The following is a 22,367-nucleotide window of genomic DNA, read 5'->3' as shown; positions in this document are numbered from 1 at the left end:
AGCTTTATTGGATGCAGTCAGCCCACGCGGGAGATGGGGGCCGCGAGGGTGACTGGTTACTCAATAATCACCCGCATCCGCGGGCGTAGGTCCCGGTACCAAGGTTGTGGCCCCGGTTTCCAGGTTGCCTTGCAGCGTTGTGGTTTCATCTTTCAGCAACACGCCAGATAACTGCCGGGCTTGGGCCTCGCGCAGCAAATAGCACAAACGCCGTGCGGCTTCGTCGTAGCTCAGCCCTTCGAGCCGCACGTTGGAAATACAGTTGCGCGCGGCGTCGGTCAGTCCCCGTCGGGGAGCCCAGGTCAGATATAAACCCATGCTGTCGGGCGAACTCAGGCCGGGCCGCTCGCCGATCATGACCACCACAATGCGCGCGCCCAGCGCCTCGCCGATCTCGTCACCGATGGCAACGCGGCCTTGTTCGACTACGCAAACCGGCGCAATGCGGGATGACGCGGGCAGGGCCTGCCGCATCTTGTCCAGCAGCGGTGCCGCATGGCGCTCAATCGCCAATGACGAAAGACCATCTGCCACCACAAACGCGATGTCATAGCGGGCGGGATCAGGCGCGCTGTAGTTGGTGGCCAGCAAAGCGGCTGAAGCATCGTCCAGACGTCGCCCCAGATCAGGTCGTTGCAGGTAGACGTGCCGGTCGGCGGCAGCGCTGTGCAAGGCCAGCGTGTCAAAACCGAGCGCGGCGATGGCGGCGCGGACAGCTTCAACCGGTAACGGCGCATGCACCGCATCGCGGGCGCGGGCGTGGTCTAACTGAAACGCCAACTGCACGGCGGTGGGTTGGCTGATCCCCGCGCGGCCCAAGGCGATGCGAGCGGGCGTTAGCTGGCGTAGCGCTTGCCAAGGGTTGAGCGTCACCGCTTCTTCGGTGTCGGTGGCGAGTGGGTCTTTGGCCGTCATCGGGAATCGCCCGCCAAGGCCTGGGCAAATATCGGCGGGGTGGTGTTGGTCAGCAAAGCCGGTCCGCCCGGAGCAAAAATCTGCATGCGTTCCAGCCACGCTTCAAACTCCGGCGCGGGGCGCAGGCCCAATACCCGGCGCATGTAGAGGGCGTCGTGGAAGGAGGTGCTCTGATAATTGAGCATTACATCATCGGCACCGGGAACCCCCATGATGAAGTTGCAACCGGCCACACCCAACAGGGTTAACAGGGAATCCATATCGTCCTGATCGGCCTCGGCATGATTGGTGTAGCAGACGTCGCAGCCCATCGGCACGCCCAGCAACTTGCCGCAAAAGTGGTCTTCCAGCCCGGCGCGGATAATCTGTTTGCCGTTGTAGAGGTATTCCGGGCCGATAAAGCCGACCACGGTATTGACCAGAAACGGCTTGAACTCACGCGCCAAGGCATAAGCGCGAGCTTCGATGGTTTGCTGGTCACAGCCATGATGTGCGTTGGCCGAGAGCGCGCTGCCCTGGCCAGTTTCGAAATACATGATGTTGTCGCCGCGTACACCGTCAAAATCGGTTCCCCGGCGTAACGACAGCGCGGCATCGCGGGCTTCGGCTAACAGAGTAAAGTCCACGCCAAAGCTGCGATTGGTGGCTTCAGTCCCTCCAATGGACTGGAACACCAGGTCCACCGGTGCGCCGCGGTCCATGGCGTGCAGCGTATTGGTCACATGGGTGAGCACACATGACTGCGTGGGAATCTCGTAGCGGGTGATCACGGCATCGAGCATTTCGAGCAAATGCGCGACTTGCGCCACGTTGTCGGTCGCCGGGTTGATGCCGATCATGGCATCGCCGTTGCCGTACAACAGGCCGTCCAGAATACTGGCGGCGATACCGCCCGCATCATCGGTCGGGTGATTGGGTTGCAGCCGCGTCGACATACGCCCGGCCAGGCCCAACGTGCCACGCATGCGCGTTACTACGCGGCATTTGCGCGCCACCAGAATCAAGTCCTGATTGCGCATGATTTTGCAGACCGCTGCCACCATCTCTGGCGTCAAACCTGGCGCAAGCGCCGTCAAACTGAGTTCAGTCGCCAGATCAGAGAGCAACCAATCGCGCAATCCTCCGACCGTGAGATGGCTGACCGGCGCGAAGGCTTGGGCGTTGTGGCGATCAATGATCAGCCGGGTGATGGCGTCGTCTTCATAGGGAACCAGCGCCTCGTTCAGGAATACCTGCAAGGGCAAATCAGCCAGGCACATCTGCGCAGCGGCGCGTTCCTCCTCACTGCGCGCCGCTACCCCTGCCAACTCATCGCCCGAACGTTGCGGCGTAGCGCGGGCCATCAATGCGCGCAGGTCGTCGAAGGTATACGTATGCAGACCGAGATTGATCGTGTAACGCGCCATGCCGTGGGCTTCTCCGTTCGAGCGCGTTATCAAAACGTGCGTGAACCCACTTTATGCGTTTGCCATGAAAATCGCCAATTGTGGCAAGCACTCCGCCGACTGGCGAATCAGCCCCGCTATCAAGTTTGCTGGACGGCCAAGGTGGGTATCACCGGCTTTTCAAAATTGCCTGGCAAGTGCCGGTCACGCCAGCGCATTGCGGGTTGCTCAATCCAGTGATGAAGCAGCCATGTCGCCAGCAAACACGCCAGCGTCAACACAACCAGCAAGAGCGAGCCGGGCACACCCATTGGTTTAAGCAGTTGCTGCACGATATGCGCCACGGGTTTGTGGATCAAATAAAACGAGTACGACCAGATGGCCAAGGTATACGCACCCGGAATACGCACGCGGGCAAGCCAGCTAGACGGGCTCAGCGCCGCTATAACCAGCAAGCCAAAGGCCATTGCACCCAGCGAATAGCCAAAGGTGGTCATCCAGAAGCCGTAGCCATGATTCGCCACGTAGTACGACTGGTGCATGCCCCACATGACCAGGGTGATTGCGACTACGCCGGCAAACAAGTTGCGCTGGCCACGCTGGATCAGCTTTTGCCAGAACGCGGGATGCAGATGCTTGATCAGCGCGACTGCCACGCCGGGCAGGAATTCATCGGCGCGGCATAAGGTGGCGTAATAGATATTGGCGTAATAGAAATAGTCCGTGTGGTTCGCGCTACCTTGGCTATACGCCTGCCAGAGCAGAGTTCGGCTAACGATGCCGCTGATGATTAATCCCGCCAATACCAGCCACGCCTGGGTGCGGCTTGTGCCATACCTGGCGCCGGCCAGCAAAATCAGCGGCAACACCAGATAAAACTGTTCTTCAATACACAAAGACCAGGCATGCGAAAACGCCGTGCCAGGTTGCAATTGCCAATTCTGGGTAAAGCTGACAAAGCGCCAGAGCGCGGGCGGCGTATTGCCACCCATGATTGACGGAAAGGCAAAGTACAGCGCCAATACCACCCAGAAGACCGGGAGCGTACGCAAAGCACGGCGCACATAAAATGCTTTAAGTGATAATTTGCGCCGAGCGACCAAACCAGCCAATAGCTGATTGGCAATCAGATAACCGCTGAGCACAAAGAATAAATCCACCCCCATCCAGCCCAATTCGCTGCCCAGACCAAAGGTGTATTCACCACTCACGAACGCGGCGTAGTGATACATAAACACCAGCGTAATGGCTAAGGCACGTAACGTATCCAGGCCGTTATGGCGCCCAGGCTGGATTGAGGGATTGGCAGTCATGCAAAATTCCGGGCGCGGGGTGGGCGTCTTCAGTTTTTGTGCTCTTGATTCTCGCCTGGCTTTATCCGGGCTAGGGTTTGAGCTATTACTCCCGCAACCAATCCCGCAAATGCGATTGCACCAGCGTTAACGCATGCCCGGCGACGATTTCGATATCCTGCGCCATTGCCCGGTTGGCTTCGCGCAGCGTGGGCAGAGACAAGCTGGCGATCATGGCGTCGGCGTGCAAGCCGCCGAGGGTGGATACGCTATCGAGCTTGAACAACGTTGGCAGGCCGATGCCTTTGTCGGTCATACCGGCGTTGATGGTTTTGGCTTCGATCAGATACAGATGGTTATTGCTGAGGATCGCCACATCAAACTCGTTGGAAACATCATTAGGCAAACGCACCCGTACGCTGGCTGCGGCGTCCTGGATCGGCATGCCCGGGGTGAGGCTTTCTACCTGGTGCAGCAACCACCATTCAAACCAGCCGCCGCCCAGAAACTGGCGCGAATCAAACTGGGCCAGATTGAGTCGTAAATCCGGCAGGATGCGGCACAGGCCAGTGGCGCGCAGGGCCGACAACAACGCCGGATGGTTGGGGATGGGGTTGCGTGTTTCATGTTCGGCGGTCAGCAACGAGCACACGCCGTTGAGCTTGTTGATCAGTTCCGGGTGCTGCACGGCCAGGTGGGCGAGCACGTCGGCGGCGGCATCCATTTGCGGTTTGGGCCGATGCAAACGGCGGCTGCACGAGACAATCTCGATACCATATACCGCAAAGAAACTTTCCAGCGTCAGCCGGTCTTGCACGTTGCCATCATCGCTGGGCAAATCACCCGGCGCGTGGGCCAGCCAGTGGATCTGGTCGCTGGATGGGTTCACCACAAACGCCGGTACTTGATGGCCCAGTGCAACCTCGTGGGCAATGGCGCTGTGAATCGGGTTCGCGCCAGACAGATTGAACAAATACGGTAACTCGCCGCGCGCGATGATCTCTTTCAGCCGCACGCGGATGGGTTCCGGGTGCCAGCCATGCGGGATGGGCATCACCGAGGTATTGAGATTGGCATCGCGGCACACGCTGGCAATGTAGTTGGCGCGGCTGACATTGCCCGCATCGGCCAATAGCGTGACATTGCGCACCTTGAAGCGGGCATCCAGCGCGGGGGTGATCAAATCCGGCTCGGAGGCGTCGGCAAAGGCAATCAGGTGGCGATCCATCAGGTGTGTGTCCGTATAGCGTAAGAGGCGAGGGCAGGGCGTAGCATATATCGCAAATATCGCGCTTGTCCTGCCAGGCTTGCGCGTGTCGCCAAACGCTGCCAGAATCCGCCCCGTTGTCATTGGGGAGTAGCTATCTTCCGCGCGATTCGCGTTGAGAAGAGGTCACGTCAACAAACTTGAAGCGCACTGCTTCATGGCGTGATCAGCATCCGGTTCTGTACCGGACGCCCGGCGAGACCTTTGGCCACGATGTGCTTACCCGCGCCGGGCAAGCCGCATCGTTGCGCCATTGGTTATCTCTAGCTTGCCCGGCCTTGCGTGCTCCCATGATCCTGACGATCTTCCTGTTTTTTATTTCTGCGCTGGCCATTTACCTGGCCTGTGAATACTTCGTGAACGGCATCGAGTGGTGTGGTCGCCATATGAAGCTGGGCGCCACTGCCGTCGGCACTGTGCTGGCGGCGTTTGGCACCGCCTTGCCCGAAAGCGCCGTGACCTTCACCGCCGTGGTTTTCGGTAAAACCGACCAGGCGCGGGATATTGGCGTGGGCGCGGCCATGGGTGGCCCGCTGGTGCTGGCGACGGTGGCTTATGCCGTAGTCGGCGGCGCGCTGTGGCTCAATCGTCGCCGTCTGCAACGGGCGGATCGGCTGGTGCAAGTCGATCACAAACGGCTGGCGCACGACCAACTGGCGTTTCTCTCCATCTTTGTATTCAAGGTGGCGTTGGGGCTGGTGGCGTTTGCCATCAAACCGTGGCTGGGGGTGTTGTTCCTGGCGGCGTACGCGATCTACGTCTGGCGTGAAATTACCTCGGCGGAAACTGCGCCAGAAGAGGAAGAACTCGAACCACTAAAGTTGCGGCCCCAAAACGCCTCGATGGGCTGGGCAGCGTTGCAATCGTTGCTGGCGCTGGGCGTGATCGCCGTGGCCTCGCATACCTTTGTCGCGCAGCTGGAAAGTATCGGTGCCGCGCTGGGGATCGCTCCGCATATCGTGGCGCTGTTGCTGAGCCCGGTCGCCACTGAGTTGCCGGAAATCATGAACACGCTGATCTGGGTGCGCCAGGGCAAAGAGCGGCTGGCGCTGGCCAATATCTCTGGCGCCATGATGATTCAGGCCACCATCCCGAGCGCACTTGGCTTGTTCTTCACGCCGTGGCGCTTTGATGGCCCGTTGCTGGTATCGGGCATCATCACCGCCTGTGCCATCGTGGTGCTATGGAATCTGTTCCGCCGTGGCCAGGTAGACAGTCGCAAGCTAGTGGCGGTTGGTCTGTTGTATGCGGTGTTCGCGGTTTACGTGGGCGTGCATTTTTACGGGTAATTAGCCAGGACACACAGGGTGGATTTTCAGTCAGGCAATCCACCCTGCGCCGTAGTGCTATTTACGGTGCGACTTCCACCCAGCGCCCGTCGGCGGCGTGGCTTTTCAGCACGGCGTCAATGAACTGCATGCCAGCCACGCCGTCATCCACCGTCGTCAATAAACGGCTGGCGGGCGGGATAGCCAGGCCTTCATCCAGCGCCAGAATCTGCAAGGCGGCATCCCGATATAGCTGGGCGAACGCTTCCAGATAACCTTCCGGATGCCCTGGTGGTACGCGGGTCGCGTGAATGGCCTCTGCGCTTTGCACGCGGCCTCGGGTGAGCCGCTGGGTTTCGCCGCCCAAAGGCGTAAACAGCAATTCGTTAGGATTTTGCTGGTCGAAGGCGATCCCGGCTTTGGTGCCGTAGATGCGCAAATACAGCGCGTTTTCTTCGCCTGCGGCAACCTGGCTAGCCCACAACATGCCGCGCGCGCCATTGGCATAGCGCAACATGGCTTGCACGTGATCATCCAGCTGGCGACCTGGCACAAAGGTATGCAACTCGGCGGCAATGGAGTTCGGGTATTGCCCGCTGACATATCCGGCCAGGTGATACGCGTGGGTGCCGATATCGCCCAGGCATCCGGCGGGCCCGGCGCGTTTGGGGTCGGCTCGCCAACCGGCCTGTTTGTTGTCGGTCAGTTCCAGTGGCTCGGACAGCCAGTCTTGCGCGTATTCCACTTGCACCACGCGGATGTCACCCAGCGCGCCGTCACCGATCAATTGTTTGGCGTGGCGTACCAGCGGGTAACCGGAATAGGTGTGAGTCAGCGCAAACAGCTTGTTCTTGCTGCGCGCCAGTTGTTGTAACGCCAAGCCTTCTGCCAGCGAAATCGCCAACGGTTTATCGCAGATCACGTGGATGCCTGCTTCCAGAAAAGCCGTCGCGACCGGAGCATGCAAGTGGTTGGGCGTGACAATCGCGACCACATCAATGCCATCTTCGCGCGCGGCTTCGGCGCGAGCCATTTCGCGGTAATCGGTGTAACTGCGGGCGGGGTCGATACGAGTGTCTGCTGCGCTGGCAGCGGCACGTTGTGGGTCCGACGACAAGGCTCCCGCGACCAGTTCGTAACAGTCGTCAATCCGCGCAGCCAGCCGATGCACCGCGCCAATAAACGCGCCTTGCCCGCCGCCGACCATACCAAGACGTAAACGTCGATTCATTGTATGTCCTCGTTGCGTTACCAGGATGGCATCGCCCATCCAACCTGCGATCACAAGCCCATCAACTGCTTTAATTGCGCTTGATCCACACCGCTACCGGCAAAGTCATCAAACGCCCGCTCGGCGACGCGAATAATGTGTTCACGAATAAACGCAGCGCCTTCGCGTGCGCCGTCTTCTGGATGCTTGAGCGCGCATTCCCACTCCAGCACGGCCCAGCCGGGAAAGTCGTATTGCGCCATTTTCGAGAAGATGGCCTTGAAGTCGATCTGACCATCGCCCAATGATCTGAACCGCCCGGCACGGTTCACCCAGCCGTTGTAACCGCCATAAACACCTTGGCGGCCATCGGGGCGGAACTCGGCGTCTTTCACGTGAAACGCCTTGATGCGGGCGTGATAGATGTCGATAAACGCCAGGTAATCCATTTGTTGCAACACCATGTGACTGGGGTCGAACAGGATATTGGCGCGCGGATGTTGGCCGACCTCATCCAGAAAGCGCTCGAAAGTCACGCCATCGTGCAGGTCTTCGCCGGGATGCAGCTCGTAGCAGACGTCCACACCCGCCTCGTCAAACACCTGCAAAATGGGCAGCCAGCGTTTACCCACCTCAGCAAATGCCGCTTCCACCAGCCCAGCCGGGCGCTGCGGCCACGGGTAAAAATAAGGCCATGCCAGTGCGCCGCTGAATGTGACATGCGCGCTTAAACCCAAGCGTTGCGATGCTTGCGCAGCGAGCTTGAGTTGCTCAATCGCCCACGCGGTCCGCGCCGGTGGATTGCCACGCACGGCTGGCGCAGCAAAGCCATCAAACAGGCTGTCATAGGCCGGATGCACCGCAACCAGTTGCCCTTGCAGATGCGTAGATAACTCGGATATCTGAATGCCATATCCGGCCAACATGCCGCGCAGGTCATCGCAATAAGTCTGACTGGTGGCCGCCAGTTGCAAATCAAGCAAACGCGGGTCGGCCGGAATCTGGATCGCCTCATAACCCAGCCCAGCCGCCCATTGCGCCAGTCGCGGTAGCGTATCAAATGGCGCTGCGTCGCCCATGAACTGGGCAAGGAAAATAGCCGGGCCCTTGATGGTTTTCATGATGAAAATCCTCGTTCCGCTGTTCAAAGCACGTAGCCCGGAGCAATTGCGGCGCAATCCGGGCTACGCTTCTTCACGCCTCAGAACGGCGAATCCGGGAAGTAAAACTCCTTGGCGTTGTCCTTGGTGATCAGCACCGACGGAATGATGGTGGTGGCTGGCAGCTTGTCGCCTTTCAGCCGCGCTTCGGCCGTGAGTTTGACCGCGTCGTAGATAAACTTGGGCGAGTACGAGACGTCGGCCTTGATCAGCTTGTTGCTGCCATCAAGAATGGTTTTCACCATGCCTTTGGAGCCCGCGCCGCCAAACACGATCTTGATATCGGTGCGTTTGGCTTGGTCGATGGCTTTGAGCACGCCCACGGCCATGTCGTCATCCGCCGCCCAGACCGCGTCGATACTCTTGAAGCGGGTCAGGAAATCCTGGGTGACTTTGAAGGCATCGTCGCGATTCCAGTTGGCATATTTGGCATCCAGAATCTTCATATCTGGCGAGTTTTTGATCACGCCAGAAAACGCGTCATAGCGCTCGTTATCCAATGTGGTCGGAATGCCGCGCAGTGCCACAATGTTGCCTTTGCCGCCCAACTGTTTGACCAGATACTCCGCTGGCAATTTGCCGAAAGCGGTGTTGTCACCGGCCACATAGGCATCTTGTGCGCTGGTATCCGTCAGGCCGCGATCAACCACGGTTACATACACGCCCTTTTTCTTCACCTGCCCCACCGGTTGCGTGAGCGAGGCGGATTCATACGGGAAGATCACCAGCGCGTTGATCTTGTTGACCGTCACCAGATCCTGCAACTGGTTGGCTTGTTCCGGCGCGTTGGCGGCGGTTTTGACGATGACTTTCAGATCGGGATATTTCTTCTCCAGATCTTTTTTTGCCTCGTTCGCCCACCACACAATCCCGCCCGTAAAGCCGTGGTCAGCGGTGGGAATCGACACGCCCAACGTGACTTTTTCTGCTGCAAAAGCCGGGCTGATTGCCGTGGCTGCCAGCGCCAATACACCGGCGCTCAATACTTGAGTAAAGCCTTTCATGGTGTTCTCTCTCCTGTTTTCCCGGCTCGCCGCATAGGCAAAAACCGGATTGGGCTGGCGCGGTTGGCGCCCGGGTACTGCACAGAGTCGTTGTTATTGCGTATTACCCATCTACTGCCACTTCATTGCTCCTTAAACGGAGTCCTTCAGAAAACTGTTTCGATACGGCCTGGGCGGATAACACAGCCAGGGCAGTTTTCTGGAGGACCCCAGACTAGCGGCGCCCGCGCTGCAAAAACGCCACCACAATAATCACCGCGCCCTGAACGGCTGCGTTCAGGTACACGCTGATAATGCTGGTGAGATTAAGAATATTGCTGATCACCGATAGCAGAATCGCGCCGATTACCGTGCCCAGCATCCGGCCTTCGCCACCTTTAAGTGCAGTGCCGCCAACCACGACCGAAGCAATGGCTTCCAGCTCCCACAACAAGCCGGTAGTGGGCGTGGCCGAACCCAGCCGCGGCACGTACAGCACGGTGGCGACACCCACGCACAAACCGAGAAGTGCGTAGGTAATGATCTTGACCCGATCAACGCGGATGGCCGCGTAGCGCGCCACTTGTTCGTTGGAGCCAATGGCCTGTACGTGCCGCCCGAATGCCGTGCGGTTCAGGATGATCACGCCGCCTGCCGCCATCAGCAAAAACACCCAGATGGGCACCGGTACGCCCAGAAAACTGGCGTAATACACCGGGCCATACAGATCATTGAGCGTGTTATCCAGCGTCAGCGCGCCGCCGTCGGCCAGCCAGGTCAGCACGGCGCGAAAGATGCCCAGCGTACCCAGCGTGACAATGAACGGCTCGATCCGCCCCTTGGTAATCAGCAGCCCGTGCATCACGCCAAATAGCGCACCCAAGATCAGCGCCAGGGCAATGCCCAGCAACACAATGGTGATGCCCGCCAGCCCGCTGCTGGCCAGCTTGTTCATCAGCACAATCATGCTGCCGGCGATCAGCGCCGCCATCGAGCCGACGGACAAATCAATGCCGCCAGAAATGATCACAAAGGTCATGCCCACGGCGATGATGCCGATGAAAGCCGTGCGCGTGAGCACGTTCATCAGGTTATCCAGCGTGGCGAAATCGCGATTCAGCAAGGTGCCGCCAATGCACACGACGATGAGCCCCAGCAACGGGCCAACCGCATGCAGTTTTGACAGCCAGTGCGTAGAAGGACGCGCGGTTTCAGTGGGTGCCGGTTGCATGTGCGATCAAGGCCTCTTCGGTCAGTTGCTCGATGCCGAGCGTGGCTTGCAGGCGGCCCGCGCGCATCACGGCAACGCGATGACACAGGCCAATCAATTCAATCAATTCGCTGGAAATCACAATTACCGCGCGGCCACTGGCGGCCAGCGCGTGAATCTGGAAGTAAATATCGCGCTTTGCGCCCACGTCCACGCCGCGCGTGGGTTCATCCAGCACGATCACATTCGGGTCGGGATGCAGAAACTTGGCCAGCGCCAGCTTTTGCTGGTTGCCCCCCGAGAGCATGCGGGCCTTGCTGTCCAGATCGCCGGTGCGAATGCCGAACTCGCGCACCGCTCCGGCCAGCGCGGCAGTTTCCGCACCGACATTCAGGAAGGGCGCGGCATAACGCTCCAGCGTCATTAGCGTCAGGTTCTCGCGCAGGCCCATATTCACGTGCAGGCCTTTGCCTTTGCGGTCTTCACTCAGATAGGTGAGCCCTTGCTGCATGGCCTGACGCGGGTTGCGCATCGCCACGGCGCGGCCACCCAATTCAATCTGCCCCGCCGTGCGTTTGCGCAGCCCGACGATGGCCTCGAATGATTCCGTCCGGCCCGCGCCAACCAGCCCGGCGAATCCCAGAATCTCCCCGGCGCGCACTTCAAAGCTCAGGTCTTGCGCCCAACCGGGCACGCACAGATCAGTCACCCGCAACGCACGTGGCGCGTCGGCAGCGGGCGGGGTTTTGGTGGGGAACATATCTGACAACTCGCGCCCGACCATCAAATTGGCCATTTGCTGGCGGCTGACGTTGACGGTTTGTTCGCGCGCCACAAAGCGGCCATCCCGCATGACGATGATCTCGTCGGTAATGCGTTCAACTTCATCCAGCTTGTGCGAGATATACAAAATGGTGACGCCATCGGCCTTGAGCTTGTTGATCAGTCCGAACAAGCGCTCCGTCTCACTCGGGGTGAGCGTGGCGGTGGGTTCATCCATGATCAGCAAACGGGCGTGGCGCGAGAGCGCTTTGGCAATCTCCACCATCTGTTTTTCCGCCACGATCAGATTGCGCAGTGGCGTATCCGGCGCGGCATCCAGCCCGACTTGCTGCAGATGCTGGCGAGTGATGCTGGCCATGCTGGTTTCATCCAGCAACCAGCCGCGTTTAAGCTCGTGTCCGAGGAAAATATTCTGCGCAATTGTCAGGTGCTCGGCCAGATTCAGTTCCTGGTGGATCAGCACAATGCCGCTGGCTTCGGCCTGACGTGAACTGGCAAAGCTGAGCGGTTCGTCGTTGACGAATATCTCGCCGCCGCTGGCTGTCTCATAGCCCGCGAGGATTTTCATCAGCGTGGATTTGCCTGCGCCGTTTTCCCCCAACAAGCCGTAAACCTTGCCCGGTGCAATTTCAAAGCTCACCTCATGCAGCACTTCGACCGGACCGAAGCGTTTGCTGATGGCATCAAATCGCACTGAGAGGCTCATATCAGCTACTCGCTCTCACGATCAGTTGGTGGTTTAACAGCACGCCGGGCAATTGCGCTGTCGGGTTTGCCAGCCGTTCCAGCAACAAACGCGCGGCGGTTTCGCCCAGTTCACGCATGGGCTGGGCGATGGTGGTGAGCGGCGGGTCGCTTTGCGTGGCCAGCGCGATATCGTCAAAACCCACCACGGCCACGTCTTCCGGCACCCGTTTTCCTATGCTGCGCAAACCGGCCAGCACGCCAATCGCCAAGGTATCCGACACCGCAAACACGGCGGTCGGCGGCTTTGCTTGCGCCATAAGTTCACGAATCGCCGCGTTACCCGCCGCGTAATCCAGGCTTTGCACGTTCACGCTCAGGGCCGGATCAGCGGTGATTCCGGCTGCACTCAGCGCATCCAGCCAGCCTTGTTTGCGCTGCCGGGCATAGAGGTACGTTTCATCCGAGTTGATCAGCGCAATGCGCCGGTGCCCGCGTGCCAGCAAATGCTGCACGGCCTCGAATGCGGCGGCGCGGTTATCAATGCCGACGTACGGCACGGCCATATCCGGATCAAACTCGCAGCACGCTACCCACGGCAGCGTGGCCGCTTCTTGCGCCAGCGCGTGCTGCACGGTGTCCGGGTCAAGGCAGATGGCTCCGTCGGCGCGGCGGCGGCGGAGCAGATCAAAATAACTGCGTTCGCGCCCGACATCCGCGCCGGTATCGCACAGCAAAACAAAGTAACCCTGCTGCCGCGCCACGCTATCAATGCCGCGCACGATCTCGGCGTAAAACGGATTGCCGACATCCGGCACCATGGTCAGCAACAAGCGGCTTTCGGCGGTGCGCAGATTGCGCGCCAGTTCGTTGATGCGATAGCCCAGTGTTTCCACCGACGCCATCACCTTGTCGCGGGTATCGGCTTTGACCACTTCTTGCCCGTTCAGCACGCGCGACACCGTCGCCACCGAAACCCCGGCGTGACGGGCGACAGCGGCAATGGATACTGGACTGGCAGAGGTGGCTTGGCTGATTCGCGGCATCAAAATGTAGTCAAATGTAATCGATTACATTTTTAGGAGCATTCATTGCCAAGTGCAATAAATTTCGATGGTGCGGTGCGGGGTAAGGGAGGGTAGAAAGAGGCGGGAAGCCGCAGGGTGGATTGGCTGCGCCGAATCCACCCTATACGTGATTTTACTTTGGCGTCGCCACAGCCAGCGGTGCCTCTGCTGATTTGGCCATTTTTCGCTGGGCGTACTTTTGCGCCAGTACCGCGCAGGTCATCAACTGAATCTGGTGGAACAACATTAGCGGCAACACGATGGCACCTACCGCGTGACCAGCAAACAAGACATTGGCAATCGGCACGCCACTGGCCAGGCTCTTTTTGGAGCCGCAGAACACAATGGTGATCTCGTCTTCTTTGTTAAAGCCCAGCGCCCGGCTGCCATAAGTGGTTAGCGTCAGCACCAGGGCCAGCACGGCGATGTTAACCACCACAATGGCGCACAGTGCACTCACCGGCGTGTTGTGCCACAAACCTTGCACCACGGCCTCACTGAACGCGGCATATACCACCAGCAAGATAGAACCCTGATCCACATATTTGAGCACGCCCTTGTTGCGATCAACCCAGCCTCCTATCCATTTGCGGGCGATCTGGCCGGCAATGAACGGCAGTAGCAGTTGCTCGACAATGCTCAGGATCGAATCAAACGAGAATCCGCCTTTACCAGTGCCGCTGATCATCAGGCCGACAATCACCGGCGTCAGAAAAATGCCAAACAAATTGGATGCCGACGCGCTGCAAATGGCCGCAGGCACATTGCCACGCGCCATTGAGGTAAACGCAATCGACGATTGTACGGTGGAGGGCAGCGCACACAGGAATAGCACGCCCATGTACAGATCGGGCGTGACCAGCGGCGACAACAGTGGTTTGAGCATTACCCCGATCAACGGGAACATCACAAAGGTGGAAAGCATGACTACCGCGTGCAGCCGCCAGTGCGTGGCGCCCGCAATCACCGCCTCGCGTGACAACTTGGCGCCATGCAAAAAGAACAGCAGCCCGATCGCAAAGTTGGTTACCCAGCCGAAGGCCACGGCAGTGTGCCCTTGCACCGGCAAGAAGCTGGCGGTGATCACGGTGGCGATCAGCGCCAGGGTGAAGTTATCAGGCAGAAAGCGCGGGCGTTTCATGGTGAATCCAGTTCGGTGGCCGGGAGGTTATGCAATTTGCAACTCATTGAATCAAAACGAGGTATAAAATACAAATTCATTTATCTGATCTATTCATGATTTAAACGTATGAATGTCTCCCTGCGGCAATTGCGCGTTTTTCTGGCGGTGGCCGAACACCGCAGCTTTAGCCGGGCGGGCGATGTCATCGGCCTGACCCAACCGGCGGTGAGCCGTTGCATTCGTGAGCTGGAAAACGAAATCGGCATCAAGTTGCTGGATCGCACCACGCGTGAAGTGTTGCTCACTGCCGAAGGAACCGGGTTGGTGGGCGAAGTAGGGCGCTTGCTCGATGAGCTGGAAACCACATTGCAAGCCGCCCGCAATGTGGGCGAGCAACGCCGGGGCCGAGTGCGCGTGGCCAGCAGCCCGACTATTTCGGCCAATCTGATGCCCGCTTGTGTGGCGCGCTCGCTCAAGCACTATCCACAAATTTCGCTGGTGTTGCATGACCAGGTGCAGCGGCTGACCATCCAGAGCGTGCTGACCGGCGAGGTGGATTTTGGGGTAATTGTTGACCCGCAATCGGCCGATGAACTACACACCGAAACCATCATGGAAGACCCGTTCTGCCTGATCCTGCCGCAGACTCACCCGCTGGCGCGCAAAGTGAGCGTGCATTGGGCAGAACTGGATCGGCAAAAGCTGGTGCTGCTGGATTACGCCTCCGGCAGTCGCCCGCTCATTGACCAGGAACTGGCGCGCCATGGCGTGAGTTATACGGTGGTGCAGGAACTGGGTCACCCGACCACCGTGTTTCGCATGCTGCAAACCGGCATCGGCATTTCGGTGATGCCAAGACTGGCGCTGCCGTTGCCAGAGTCTTCAGGGTTGACCATGCGGCCGCTGGCGCCAGAGGTGAACCGGCAGATCATGCTGGCGCGTCGGCGCAACCGTTCGCTCTCGCCAGCGGCCGAGGTGGTGTGGGCGCTGGTGCGGCAAATGGCCAAAGAACTGTATCCCGGATAGCGCGGCGCAACGCAGCGGGATTGCTCGCCAAGTGGCGCTGCCGCTATACTCGTTTGACTTTGGGAGATGGCATGCCTCCCTGAACCGCCCGGCACTTCTTGCAGGGCTGATGATGCCTACGGTTTCCCGGACGGGAGCCGCAGGCGCGCCACTCGTCCGGGATGTTTGAGTACCCAAACCAGAACACCCGGATCGCCCCATGAAATATCCCTTTCTGACTGAATTACGAGGCCTGCTGGCCTACGTGGCTTGCTGGACGCCGCTGGCGCTGGTCGTCGGCGCGCTGTCGGGCTCCGCTTCGGCGCTGTTTTTATTTGCGCTGGATTGGGCGACCGGCACGCGGCTCACTCACCCTTGGTTGCTGGCTCTGCTGCCACTGGCCGGGTTTGTCGTGGCGTGGGTGTATCTCAAGTTCGGTACGCAGGTCGAGGCCGGCAACAACCTGCTGATCGACGAAATCCACGACCCCAAAAAAATGGTGCCCTTACGCATGGCACCACTGGTGTTGATCGGCACCGTGATCTCGCATCTGTTTGGCGCTTCGGTGGGCCGTGAAGGCACAGCAGTGCAGATGGGCGGGGCTCTCGCCGACCAACTCACCCGCATTTTCAAGCTCACCCCGGAAAACCGCCGCATTCTGCTTATGAGTGGGCTGAGCGCCGGGTTTGCTTCAATTTTTGGGGTGCCGCTGGCCGGGTCTTTGTTTGGGCTGGAAGTGCTGGCAATTGGTCGGCTGCGTTATGACGCGCTATTTCCGTGCCTGATTGCGGCCGTCGCGGCGGATCAAGTGTGTCTGCTTTGGGGCGCTCACCATACCCATTATGTGGTAGGCGCGATTCCGGCGGTTTCCGCTTGGGGCATGACTGCCACTTTGCTGGCGGGCGCCCTGTTTGGCATCACCGGCATGGTGTTTGCGCAAGGCACGCATCGGCTCACTGCCTTGCTGAAACGACTGCTGCCATATTCGCCGCTGCGCGCGCTGGTCGGCGGCGCGGTGTTCGCGTTGGTAGCCTGGCTGTGCCACGCCGAACGTTATCTTGGCTTGGGTGTGCCGGTGATTGTAGAGGCATTTCAGCACCCGGTTTTGCCGTGGGATTTTGCTGCCAAACTGGTCGCCACGGTAGCTTCGCTGGCCAGCGGCTTTAAAGGCGGTGAAGTGACGCCGCTGTTCTTTATCGGCGCAACCTTGGGCAACGTGCTGGCTCCGCTGCTGCATATGCCGATCGGTTTATTCGCTGGTTTGGGGCTGGTCGCAGTGTTTGCCGGTGCCGCGAATACACCGATTGCCTCAGCCGTCATGGCGGTTGAACTGTTTGGCGGCGAGATTGGCGTGTATGCCGCTGCAGCATGTGTGATGAGCTGGTTGTTCTCCGGCCATACCGGTATCTACAAGTCCCAGCGCGTGGGCGGTGGCAAGTGGCGGCGGTTTACCGAAGATGTGCGCGTCGGCGATTTGACCGAACGTAAATAAAACCATGAACGGATTCAATGGTTTGGCTGCCTGATGGGGCTCACGCCTGTCATATTGGATAACAGGCGCGTACAACGGGTCGTGTCTCCAGAAGGAATCTCATGAATATCAGCGTTCTCGCTACCCATACCGGCGCCGTCGCCTGCCTGCTGTTTGCCGCTCCAACCTTTGCCAGCTCCGCGCCAGCCGACTGCAATGCCAAACGCCAATCGATTGAGCAGCAGTTGAAATACGCCGAAGCCCATCACAACAGCCACCAGGCTGCTGGTTTGCGTAGCGCGCTGGCCAACGTTAACCAGTATTGCACCCCCGAACGCATGCAAGCCGAGCGCGACGCACATGAACGCAAGCTGGTGGCGGAAGTGGATGACGATCAGCGTGACGTGAACGAAGAACGCGAAAAACTCAGCCGTCATCAGGAAAACCTGCGCCAGGCACGCGATGATGGCGACCATCAGTTGATCGACAAACTGAACAAGAAAATCAGCAAAGCGCAGAAAGAACTGGACGACGACGAGCGCGATCTGGCCAGGTCACAACGGGAACTGGATGAGTTTCGGCGGGCGAAGCCATGAGGTTTTTCGTGAGGGGTTTGTAGGGCGGATGTAACCCGCCGCAACTTCGGACTCAACTTCAAAAGCTTGTTTTGTTAGTGCCCGCAGCACGGGTTTTAAAGGTATTTGATACCCGGTGGTGACCAGGAGCACGACCCCTTTCTTTGCGTCGCCAAAGAAAGGCGACCCCGCTGCCGCAAGGGGGCCAAGGTCAAAAGCCGTGCCCCTCGGGGGTACCCCCACAACGATGCGGAATGCTTTGTGTGCAGGTTGCAGGGGGAAGCAAAGCGTCTGTATGGCAGGATTGTTTGCGCGCCTCCGGCGTTCCCTCGGTCGGCCGGAGCCTAAGGTCTTCGGCTCTCTGTCGGCGTGTTCAGTCGCTTTGTTTGCTAGCCGCCCGTAGCCCGGATGAAGCGTCAGCGAGAATCCGGGAGCAATGCGCCAATATCCACTGACATTTGAAATTACCCACATCGCTCCCGGATTCCCGCTGCGCTCCATCCAGGCTACAAAAACTGGCCAACGGATGATGTGCTTTTCTCCCTTGAGCGCTGGATTGGGTACGACTTCTTCTGCGGCAGTTCTTTCCCGGCGAGGCAAGTTGCACGATAAGGCATTACAGCCCCGTAGCCCGGATGAAGCGTCAGCGAGAATCCGGGGGCAATGCGCCAGTACCCGCTGGCATTTGAAGTTGCCCACGTCACTCCCCGGATTCCCGCTCTGTTTCCGCCTCTCCTCCCCCATTCCCGCACTTTCCATATAACTGCTCAATTCTTTATCTCGTTTAAGAATAAAAAGAATATTCAAAAGTCTTTGTGGAAATAAAGGCATCGCTTTAAATTCCGTTTTCGACACATCAATCCTGACTGATAGTCCCAAAAGGAATTTAAATGCCCGTCGTCGTGACAATCTCTGGCAGTCCCAGTGTTCGCTCCCGCTCGCAAGGTTTGCTCAATCGTGCGGCGCAAGTGCTGGCGCAGCAGGGTATTGAGATCAAAACCTTTACGCTGGCCGATTTTCCGGCTGAGGCGCTGCTGCATGCGCAGTTCGATCACCCATCCATCAAATACCTGCAAGAGACAGTCGCTCATGCTGATGGCCTGATCGTCAGCACGCCGGTCTACAAAGCGGCGTATAGCGGCGCACTCAAGGTCATTCTGGATTTGTTGCCAGAGCGGGCGCTGGCGCATCACGCGGTATTGCCGCTGGCCACTGGCGGTAGCCCGGCCCACATGCTGGCGGTGGATTACTCGCTGCAGCCGGTGCTCACGGCACTTAAAGCGCGGCATGTGCTTGGCGGTATCTACGCCACCGACAAAGAGTTGACCTGGGGCGAGGGCGATGTGCTGCATTTGTCGCCAGAAATTGATGATCGCCTGCATGTAGCGCTGTCGCGGTTTATCACTCACCTGCCCAACCCGGGCCATGTTCAGCTGGACCCGAACACCCTGCACGCGCAATTGCGGCTTGGTCGCGTCAGTCTCTGATTGCACCTGCAGAACCACCAACAACAACTCAACATCACAAAAACAACACGCTGGAGAAACGCTCATGCTGCGCAAATTGCTTGCCCCCATCGCCACGTTGGCGCTCGGTTTGGCCTTAACTGCTCCGGCCCATGCCGCCGACCAGACCGTACGGATTGGCTATCAAAAATACGGTGTATTCACCCTGCTCAAAGCACGCGGCACGCTGGAGAAAAAACTCGAGGGCCAAGGCTGGAAAGTGAGCTGGACCGAGTTTCCCGGAGGTCCGCAATTGCTGGAAGCGCTGAACGTCGGCGCGGTGGATTTCGGCCTGACCGGCGAAGCCCCGCCCGTATTTGCCCAAGCCGCTGGCGCGCAACTGGTCTACGTGGCCAACGAGCCGCCAGCGCCGCAAGCCGAAGCGATCCTGGTGCCCAAAGATTCGCCGATCAAATCGGTGAAAGACCTCAAGGGCAAGAAAGTGGCGCTGAACAAGGGCTCCAACGTGCATTACCTGTTGGTCAAAGCGCTGGAAGAAGCGGGGTTGAAACTGAGCGATATCCAGCCGGTTTACCTGCCGCCCGCCGATGCTCGTGCCGCGTTTGCCAAAGGCGCGGTAGATGCGTGGGTGATCTGGGATCCATACCTGGCCGCAGCCGAAGCGCAACTGAGCGTACGTACGCTGCGTGACGGTAAAGGGCTGGTAAACAACTATCAGTTCATTCTGGCCAGCCGCAAATTTGCTACCAGCCAGACAGGCATTGTCAAAACAGTGCTGAACGAACTGCAAGTCACCGACCAATGGGCCAATGCCAATACCGCTGAAGCGGCCAAAGAGTTGTCGCAACAGATCGGTTTGCCGGTGGAGGTGGTTGCCAGCACCTTGCCGCGCAATACCTTGGGTCTGCAGTCAGTCAGCCCGCAAGTGGCAGCTCAACAGCAAAAGATCGCCGATACCTTCCACGATCTGGGTTTGATTCCGGTGGCCGTCAAAGTGCAAGACGCGCTGCTCAAATAAGGCGGGGAGAAAACGATGTTGCTGCGACAACTGACAGGACTGATGGCGGGGCTGGTCGTGGCAGTAGCCGCAGCACTTCCGGCTCATGCTGATGAACTACGCATTGGCTTCCAGAAAAGCTCGTTCAATCTGATTGTGCTGAAAAGCCGGGGCGTGCTGGAACAACGTCTGGGCGCGGGGACCTCCGTGAAGTGGGTGGAGTTTCCGGCTGGTCCACAAATGCTTGAAGCACTCAATGCCGGCTCGGTGGACTTTGGCATGACCGGCGACACGCCACCACTGTTTGCCCAGGCGGCTGGGACCAAGCTGGTTTATGTGGGTTATGAACCGGCCAAACCACAGGCAGCGGCAATCCTGGTGGCCAAAGACGCCAGCATCAAAAAACTGGCGGACCTGAAAGGCAAACGCATTGCTTTGCAAAAGGGTTCGAGTTCGCACGCTTTGCTGCTGCGCGCGCTGGATAAAGCCGGGCTGAAATGGGAAGACATCCAGCCCGCATATCTGGCTCCGGCCGATGCGCGTGCTGCTTTCGAGCGTGGCGCCGTGGATGCCTGGGTGATCTGGGACCCGTATTACGCTTCGGCTGAAAAAGCGCTCAACCCGCGCGTGCTGGCGACCGCCGAAGGTTTGACCAGTAACCAGACCTTCTACCTCGCCAGCCGCGAATACGCCCAGCGCAACAAAGCACTGCTGAACACGGTGTTTGAAGAACTGACCCGCAATAGCGAGTTTATGGAACAGCACCCAAGCGACACCGCGAAATTGCTGTCGGCTTATGTCGGGCTCGACCAGGCCACTTTTGAACAAGTACTGGCGCGCCATCCGAACTATCGCGTGGGCTGGCTGGATGACAAAACCGTGCTTGAGCAACAAAAGCTGGCCGATCGTTTTGCCACGCAAGGCTTGATTCCGCATCCGGTGAACGTGGCCGACATCGTGGTGCGTCATTGAACACGGTTCCGTCGATTCGCCCCATTCCATTTTGAGTTTTTGATTGATACGCCTGGCGTCAGGCCAGGCCACAAGGAATACATCATGAGTCTGAATATTTTCTGGTTTTTGCCGACCCACGGCGACGGCCGTTATCTGGGTACCGGCCACGGCGCGCGCAGCGTTAGTCATGCTTATCTGAAGCAGATCGCCCAGGCCGCCGATGAACTGGGTTACTACGGCGTACTGATCCCCACCGGCCGCTCGTGCGAAGACGCGTGGGTGGTGGCCAGTTCGCTGGCACCGCTGACCGAACGCCTGCGCTACCTGGTGGCGATTCGCCCCGGCATCATTTCGCCGACCGTCTCCGCTCGCATGGCCGCCACGCTGGATCGCATCTCTAACGGTCGCGTGCTGATCAACGTGGTCACTGGTGGTGATCCGGATGAACAGGCCGGTGACGGCATCTGGCTGGATCACAACGAACGTTATGAAGTGACGGATGAATTCCTCAAGGTCTGGCGCGGCGTGCTGGAAGGCGAGTCGGTGGATTTTGAAGGCAAGCACATCAGGGTCAAGGGCGCCAAAACGCTCTACCCGCCAGTGCAATCGCCGTATCCGCCGCTGTATTTTGGCGGCTCATCACCCGCTGCGGTCGATCTGGCCGCCGAACAAGTGGATGTCTATCTGACTTGGGGCGAGCCGCCTGCCGCTGTGGCCGAGAAAATCGCCGCCGTGCGCGAGAAAGCAGCCAAGCTGGGCCGAACCGTGAAATTTGGCATTCGCCTGCATGTGATCGTGCGTGAAACCAGTGAGGCCGCCTGGGCCGCCGCCGACGAGCTGATCAGCCACGTCACCGACGACACCATCGCCGCGGCGCAAAAAGCGTTCTCGCGCTTTGATTCGGTGGGCCAGCAACGCATGGCCGCCTTGCACGGTGGCCGTCGCGACAAACTCGAAGTCTCGCCTAACCTGTGGGCCGGCGTCGGTCTGGTGCGCGGCGGTGCGGGTACCGCGCTGGTCGGCAGCCCGGAAGAAGTCGCCGCCCGGATCAAGGAATACGCGGACATTGGTATTGAGAGCTTTATTTTCAGCGGTTATCCGCATCTCGAAGAAGCTTACCGTTTTGCCGAACTGGTGTTCCCGCTGCTGCCGTTATCTGAACAATCGCAAAGACCCGCCAAAGCAAATCTGACCGGACCATTTGGCGAGATCGTTGCCAATGATTTGCCACCTGCGGTGCTGAAGGTTGCGCAAAGCTGATCGCATGGCTTCCGTAGCCCGGATGGAGCGAAGCGGGAATCCGGGCTACGAAACCGATTCGTCATTCCCGCGCAGGCGGGAATCCAGCTGCGGCGCTGCTAAGAATGAGCGCGCGCGTGGGCAGCTTAGGTTTGCGCTGGGGGGCGGAGGTGAGAATGTGAGCGGAGGGCTGTCATGCAGGCACTGCCACTGGATTCCCACCAAGGGGACCGCCGAGGTTGGGGATGCCTCGCCAATCCGGCTGACATCGCAAGAGATGATTTGAAGACCAGCAGCTCTACGTTCTGGAGAA

Annotated in this window: 20 protein-coding genes and 2 riboswitches; of the genes, 8 read left to right on the top strand and 12 right to left on the bottom strand. The window is 59.1% G+C overall.

From position 1 onward, the window contains the following. Positions 1 to 60 precede the first annotated feature (60 nt). The 4 genes from eutC to P4L78_RS09655 form a co-directional block, all read right to left on the bottom strand. Positions 61 to 915: an ethanolamine ammonia-lyase subunit EutC gene (gene eutC / locus P4L78_RS09670; RefSeq protein ID WP_309327802.1), complete on the bottom strand. Its 855-nt coding sequence runs from the start codon at positions 913 to 915 to the stop codon at positions 61 to 63. Then, the gene (locus P4L78_RS09665) at positions 912 to 2,321 is read right to left on the bottom strand and encodes an ethanolamine ammonia-lyase subunit EutB (protein ID WP_309327801.1); all 1,410 of its coding nucleotides are present in this window, start codon (positions 2,319 to 2,321) and stop codon (positions 912 to 914) included. The genes eutC and P4L78_RS09665 overlap by 4 nt, the downstream gene beginning before the upstream one ends. Before the next feature lie 119 nt (positions 2,322 to 2,440). Then, positions 2,441 to 3,613: an acyltransferase gene (locus P4L78_RS09660; protein WP_309327800.1), complete on the bottom strand. Its 1,173-nt coding sequence runs from the start codon at positions 3,611 to 3,613 to the stop codon at positions 2,441 to 2,443. An 85-nt stretch (positions 3,614 to 3,698) separates the two neighbouring features. Continuing rightward, complete coding sequence (locus P4L78_RS09655) at positions 3,699 to 4,820, bottom strand: Card1-like endonuclease domain-containing protein (RefSeq protein ID WP_309327799.1); 1,122 nt, start codon at positions 4,818 to 4,820, stop codon at positions 3,699 to 3,701. Positions 4,821 to 4,932: 112 nt separating this feature from the next. Further along, a riboswitch (yybP-ykoY riboswitch) is annotated at positions 4,933 to 5,157 on the top strand. On the opposite strand from P4L78_RS09655, the gene P4L78_RS09650 reads away from it, so the two are divergent. Beyond that, on the top strand, positions 5,150 to 6,148 hold the full coding sequence (locus P4L78_RS09650; protein WP_309327798.1) for a sodium:calcium antiporter: 999 nt from the start codon (positions 5,150 to 5,152) through the stop codon (positions 6,146 to 6,148). Its footprint overlaps the riboswitch before it by 8 nt. Before the next feature lie 61 nt (positions 6,149 to 6,209). Here the strand turns inward: P4L78_RS09650 and P4L78_RS09645 are convergent, their stop codons facing one another. The 7 genes from P4L78_RS09645 to P4L78_RS09615 form a co-directional block, all read right to left on the bottom strand. Continuing rightward, on the bottom strand, positions 6,210 to 7,358 hold the full coding sequence (locus P4L78_RS09645) for a Gfo/Idh/MocA family oxidoreductase (protein ID WP_309327797.1): 1,149 nt from the start codon (positions 7,356 to 7,358) through the stop codon (positions 6,210 to 6,212). A 50-nt stretch (positions 7,359 to 7,408) separates the two neighbouring features. After that, the gene (locus tag P4L78_RS09640; protein WP_309327795.1) at positions 7,409 to 8,458 is read right to left on the bottom strand and encodes a sugar phosphate isomerase/epimerase family protein; all 1,050 of its coding nucleotides are present in this window, start codon (positions 8,456 to 8,458) and stop codon (positions 7,409 to 7,411) included. Between the two features lie 80 nt (positions 8,459 to 8,538). Then, positions 8,539 to 9,501: a substrate-binding domain-containing protein gene (locus P4L78_RS09635; protein WP_283147670.1), complete on the bottom strand. Its 963-nt coding sequence runs from the start codon at positions 9,499 to 9,501 to the stop codon at positions 8,539 to 8,541. A 214-nt stretch (positions 9,502 to 9,715) separates the two neighbouring features. Beyond that, positions 9,716 to 10,711, bottom strand: a complete 996-nt coding sequence (locus P4L78_RS09630) for an ABC transporter permease (protein ID WP_309327794.1) — start codon at positions 10,709 to 10,711, stop codon at positions 9,716 to 9,718. Next, positions 10,692 to 12,179 carry a sugar ABC transporter ATP-binding protein gene (locus P4L78_RS09625; protein WP_309327793.1) on the bottom strand — a complete coding sequence of 496 codons (1,488 nt, stop codon included), beginning with the start codon at positions 12,177 to 12,179 and terminating at the stop codon, positions 10,692 to 10,694. The genes P4L78_RS09630 and P4L78_RS09625 overlap by 20 nt, the downstream gene beginning before the upstream one ends. A 1-nt stretch (position 12,180) precedes the next feature. Continuing rightward, the gene (locus tag P4L78_RS09620; RefSeq protein ID WP_283147673.1) at positions 12,181 to 13,203 is read right to left on the bottom strand and encodes a LacI family DNA-binding transcriptional regulator; all 1,023 of its coding nucleotides are present in this window, start codon (positions 13,201 to 13,203) and stop codon (positions 12,181 to 12,183) included. 154 nt (positions 13,204 to 13,357) lie between these two features. Beyond that, positions 13,358 to 14,365, bottom strand: a complete 1,008-nt coding sequence (locus P4L78_RS09615) for a bile acid:sodium symporter family protein (protein ID WP_309327792.1) — start codon at positions 14,363 to 14,365, stop codon at positions 13,358 to 13,360. Between the two features lie 108 nt (positions 14,366 to 14,473). On the opposite strand from P4L78_RS09615, the gene P4L78_RS09610 reads away from it, so the two are divergent. The 3 genes from P4L78_RS09610 to P4L78_RS09600 all read left to right on the top strand — a co-directional run bounded on the left by P4L78_RS09610 (position 14,474) and on the right by P4L78_RS09600 (position 17,419). Further along, on the top strand, positions 14,474 to 15,373 hold the full coding sequence (locus P4L78_RS09610) for a LysR family transcriptional regulator (protein WP_309327791.1): 900 nt from the start codon (positions 14,474 to 14,476) through the stop codon (positions 15,371 to 15,373). A 53-nt stretch (positions 15,374 to 15,426) separates the two neighbouring features. After that, a riboswitch (Fluoride riboswitch) is annotated at positions 15,427 to 15,499 on the top strand. A gap of 73 nt (positions 15,500 to 15,572) precedes the next feature. Next, positions 15,573 to 16,844, top strand: coding sequence for a voltage-gated chloride channel family protein (locus tag P4L78_RS09605; protein ID WP_309327790.1), 1,272 nt, complete (start codon positions 15,573 to 15,575; stop codon positions 16,842 to 16,844). A gap of 101 nt (positions 16,845 to 16,945) precedes the next feature. Next, positions 16,946 to 17,419, top strand: a complete 474-nt coding sequence (locus tag P4L78_RS09600) for a DUF1090 domain-containing protein (RefSeq protein WP_283147677.1) — start codon at positions 16,946 to 16,948, stop codon at positions 17,417 to 17,419. Here P4L78_RS09600 and P4L78_RS09595 read toward each other — a convergent pair. Beyond that, positions 17,378 to 18,253, bottom strand: a complete 876-nt coding sequence (locus tag P4L78_RS09595; RefSeq protein WP_309327789.1) for a hypothetical protein — start codon at positions 18,251 to 18,253, stop codon at positions 17,378 to 17,380. The two genes, P4L78_RS09600 and P4L78_RS09595, sit on opposite strands and share 42 nt — an antisense overlap. Positions 18,254 to 18,288: 35 nt before the next feature. On the opposite strand from P4L78_RS09595, the gene ssuE reads away from it, so the two are divergent. From ssuE to ssuD, 4 genes are all read left to right on the top strand, one after another. Then, positions 18,289 to 18,885 carry an NADPH-dependent FMN reductase gene (gene ssuE, locus P4L78_RS09590; protein ID WP_283147679.1) on the top strand — a complete coding sequence of 199 codons (597 nt, stop codon included), beginning with the start codon at positions 18,289 to 18,291 and terminating at the stop codon, positions 18,883 to 18,885. Between the two features lie 64 nt (positions 18,886 to 18,949). Further along, positions 18,950 to 19,882, top strand: coding sequence for a sulfonate ABC transporter substrate-binding protein (locus P4L78_RS09585; protein ID WP_283147680.1), 933 nt, complete (start codon positions 18,950 to 18,952; stop codon positions 19,880 to 19,882). A 15-nt stretch (positions 19,883 to 19,897) separates the two neighbouring features. Then, complete coding sequence (locus P4L78_RS09580; protein WP_309327788.1) at positions 19,898 to 20,833, top strand: sulfonate ABC transporter substrate-binding protein; 936 nt, start codon at positions 19,898 to 19,900, stop codon at positions 20,831 to 20,833. Between the two features lie 90 nt (positions 20,834 to 20,923). After that, entirely contained in the window at positions 20,924 to 22,075 is a 1,152-nt protein-coding gene (gene ssuD, locus P4L78_RS09575) for an FMNH2-dependent alkanesulfonate monooxygenase (protein WP_405051528.1), read from the top strand. The last annotated feature ends 292 nt before the right edge of the window (positions 22,076 to 22,367 follow it).

Origin of the sequence: Silvimonas sp. (assembly GCF_031291215.1) — a bacterium.
GTDB classification, from domain to species: domain Bacteria; phylum Pseudomonadota; class Gammaproteobacteria; order Burkholderiales; family Chitinibacteraceae; genus Silvimonas; species Silvimonas soli.
Note: the sequence above shows the minus strand (reverse complement) of the source record. Positions and strands in the feature narration are given on the sequence as shown.

Coding starts and splice junctions, on each gene's coding strand:
- eutC (WP_309327802.1), bottom strand. CDS start 915: ATGACGGCCAAAGACCCACTCGCCACCGACACCGAAGAAGCGGTGACG.
- P4L78_RS09665 (WP_309327801.1), bottom strand. CDS start 2,321: ATGGCGCGTTACACGATCAATCTCGGTCTGCATACGTATACCTTCGAC.
- P4L78_RS09660 (WP_309327800.1), bottom strand. CDS start 3,613: ATGACTGCCAATCCCTCAATCCAGCCTGGGCGCCATAACGGCCTGGAT.
- P4L78_RS09655 (WP_309327799.1), bottom strand. CDS start 4,820: ATGGATCGCCACCTGATTGCCTTTGCCGACGCCTCCGAGCCGGATTTG.
- P4L78_RS09650 (WP_309327798.1), top strand. CDS start 5,150: ATGATCCTGACGATCTTCCTGTTTTTTATTTCTGCGCTGGCCATTTAC.
- P4L78_RS09645 (WP_309327797.1), bottom strand. CDS start 7,358: ATGAATCGACGTTTACGTCTTGGTATGGTCGGCGGCGGGCAAGGCGCG.
- P4L78_RS09640 (WP_309327795.1), bottom strand. CDS start 8,458: ATGAAAACCATCAAGGGCCCGGCTATTTTCCTTGCCCAGTTCATGGGC.
- P4L78_RS09635 (WP_283147670.1), bottom strand. CDS start 9,501: ATGAAAGGCTTTACTCAAGTATTGAGCGCCGGTGTATTGGCGCTGGCA.
- P4L78_RS09630 (WP_309327794.1), bottom strand. CDS start 10,711: ATGCAACCGGCACCCACTGAAACCGCGCGTCCTTCTACGCACTGGCTG.
- P4L78_RS09625 (WP_309327793.1), bottom strand. CDS start 12,179: ATGAGCCTCTCAGTGCGATTTGATGCCATCAGCAAACGCTTCGGTCCG.
- P4L78_RS09620 (WP_283147673.1), bottom strand. CDS start 13,203: ATGCCGCGAATCAGCCAAGCCACCTCTGCCAGTCCAGTATCCATTGCC.
- P4L78_RS09615 (WP_309327792.1), bottom strand. CDS start 14,365: ATGAAACGCCCGCGCTTTCTGCCTGATAACTTCACCCTGGCGCTGATC.
- P4L78_RS09610 (WP_309327791.1), top strand. CDS start 14,474: ATGAATGTCTCCCTGCGGCAATTGCGCGTTTTTCTGGCGGTGGCCGAA.
- P4L78_RS09605 (WP_309327790.1), top strand. CDS start 15,573: ATGAAATATCCCTTTCTGACTGAATTACGAGGCCTGCTGGCCTACGTG.
- P4L78_RS09600 (WP_283147677.1), top strand. CDS start 16,946: ATGAATATCAGCGTTCTCGCTACCCATACCGGCGCCGTCGCCTGCCTG.
- ssuE (WP_283147679.1), top strand. CDS start 18,289: ATGCCCGTCGTCGTGACAATCTCTGGCAGTCCCAGTGTTCGCTCCCGC.
- P4L78_RS09585 (WP_283147680.1), top strand. CDS start 18,950: ATGCTGCGCAAATTGCTTGCCCCCATCGCCACGTTGGCGCTCGGTTTG.
- P4L78_RS09580 (WP_309327788.1), top strand. CDS start 19,898: ATGTTGCTGCGACAACTGACAGGACTGATGGCGGGGCTGGTCGTGGCA.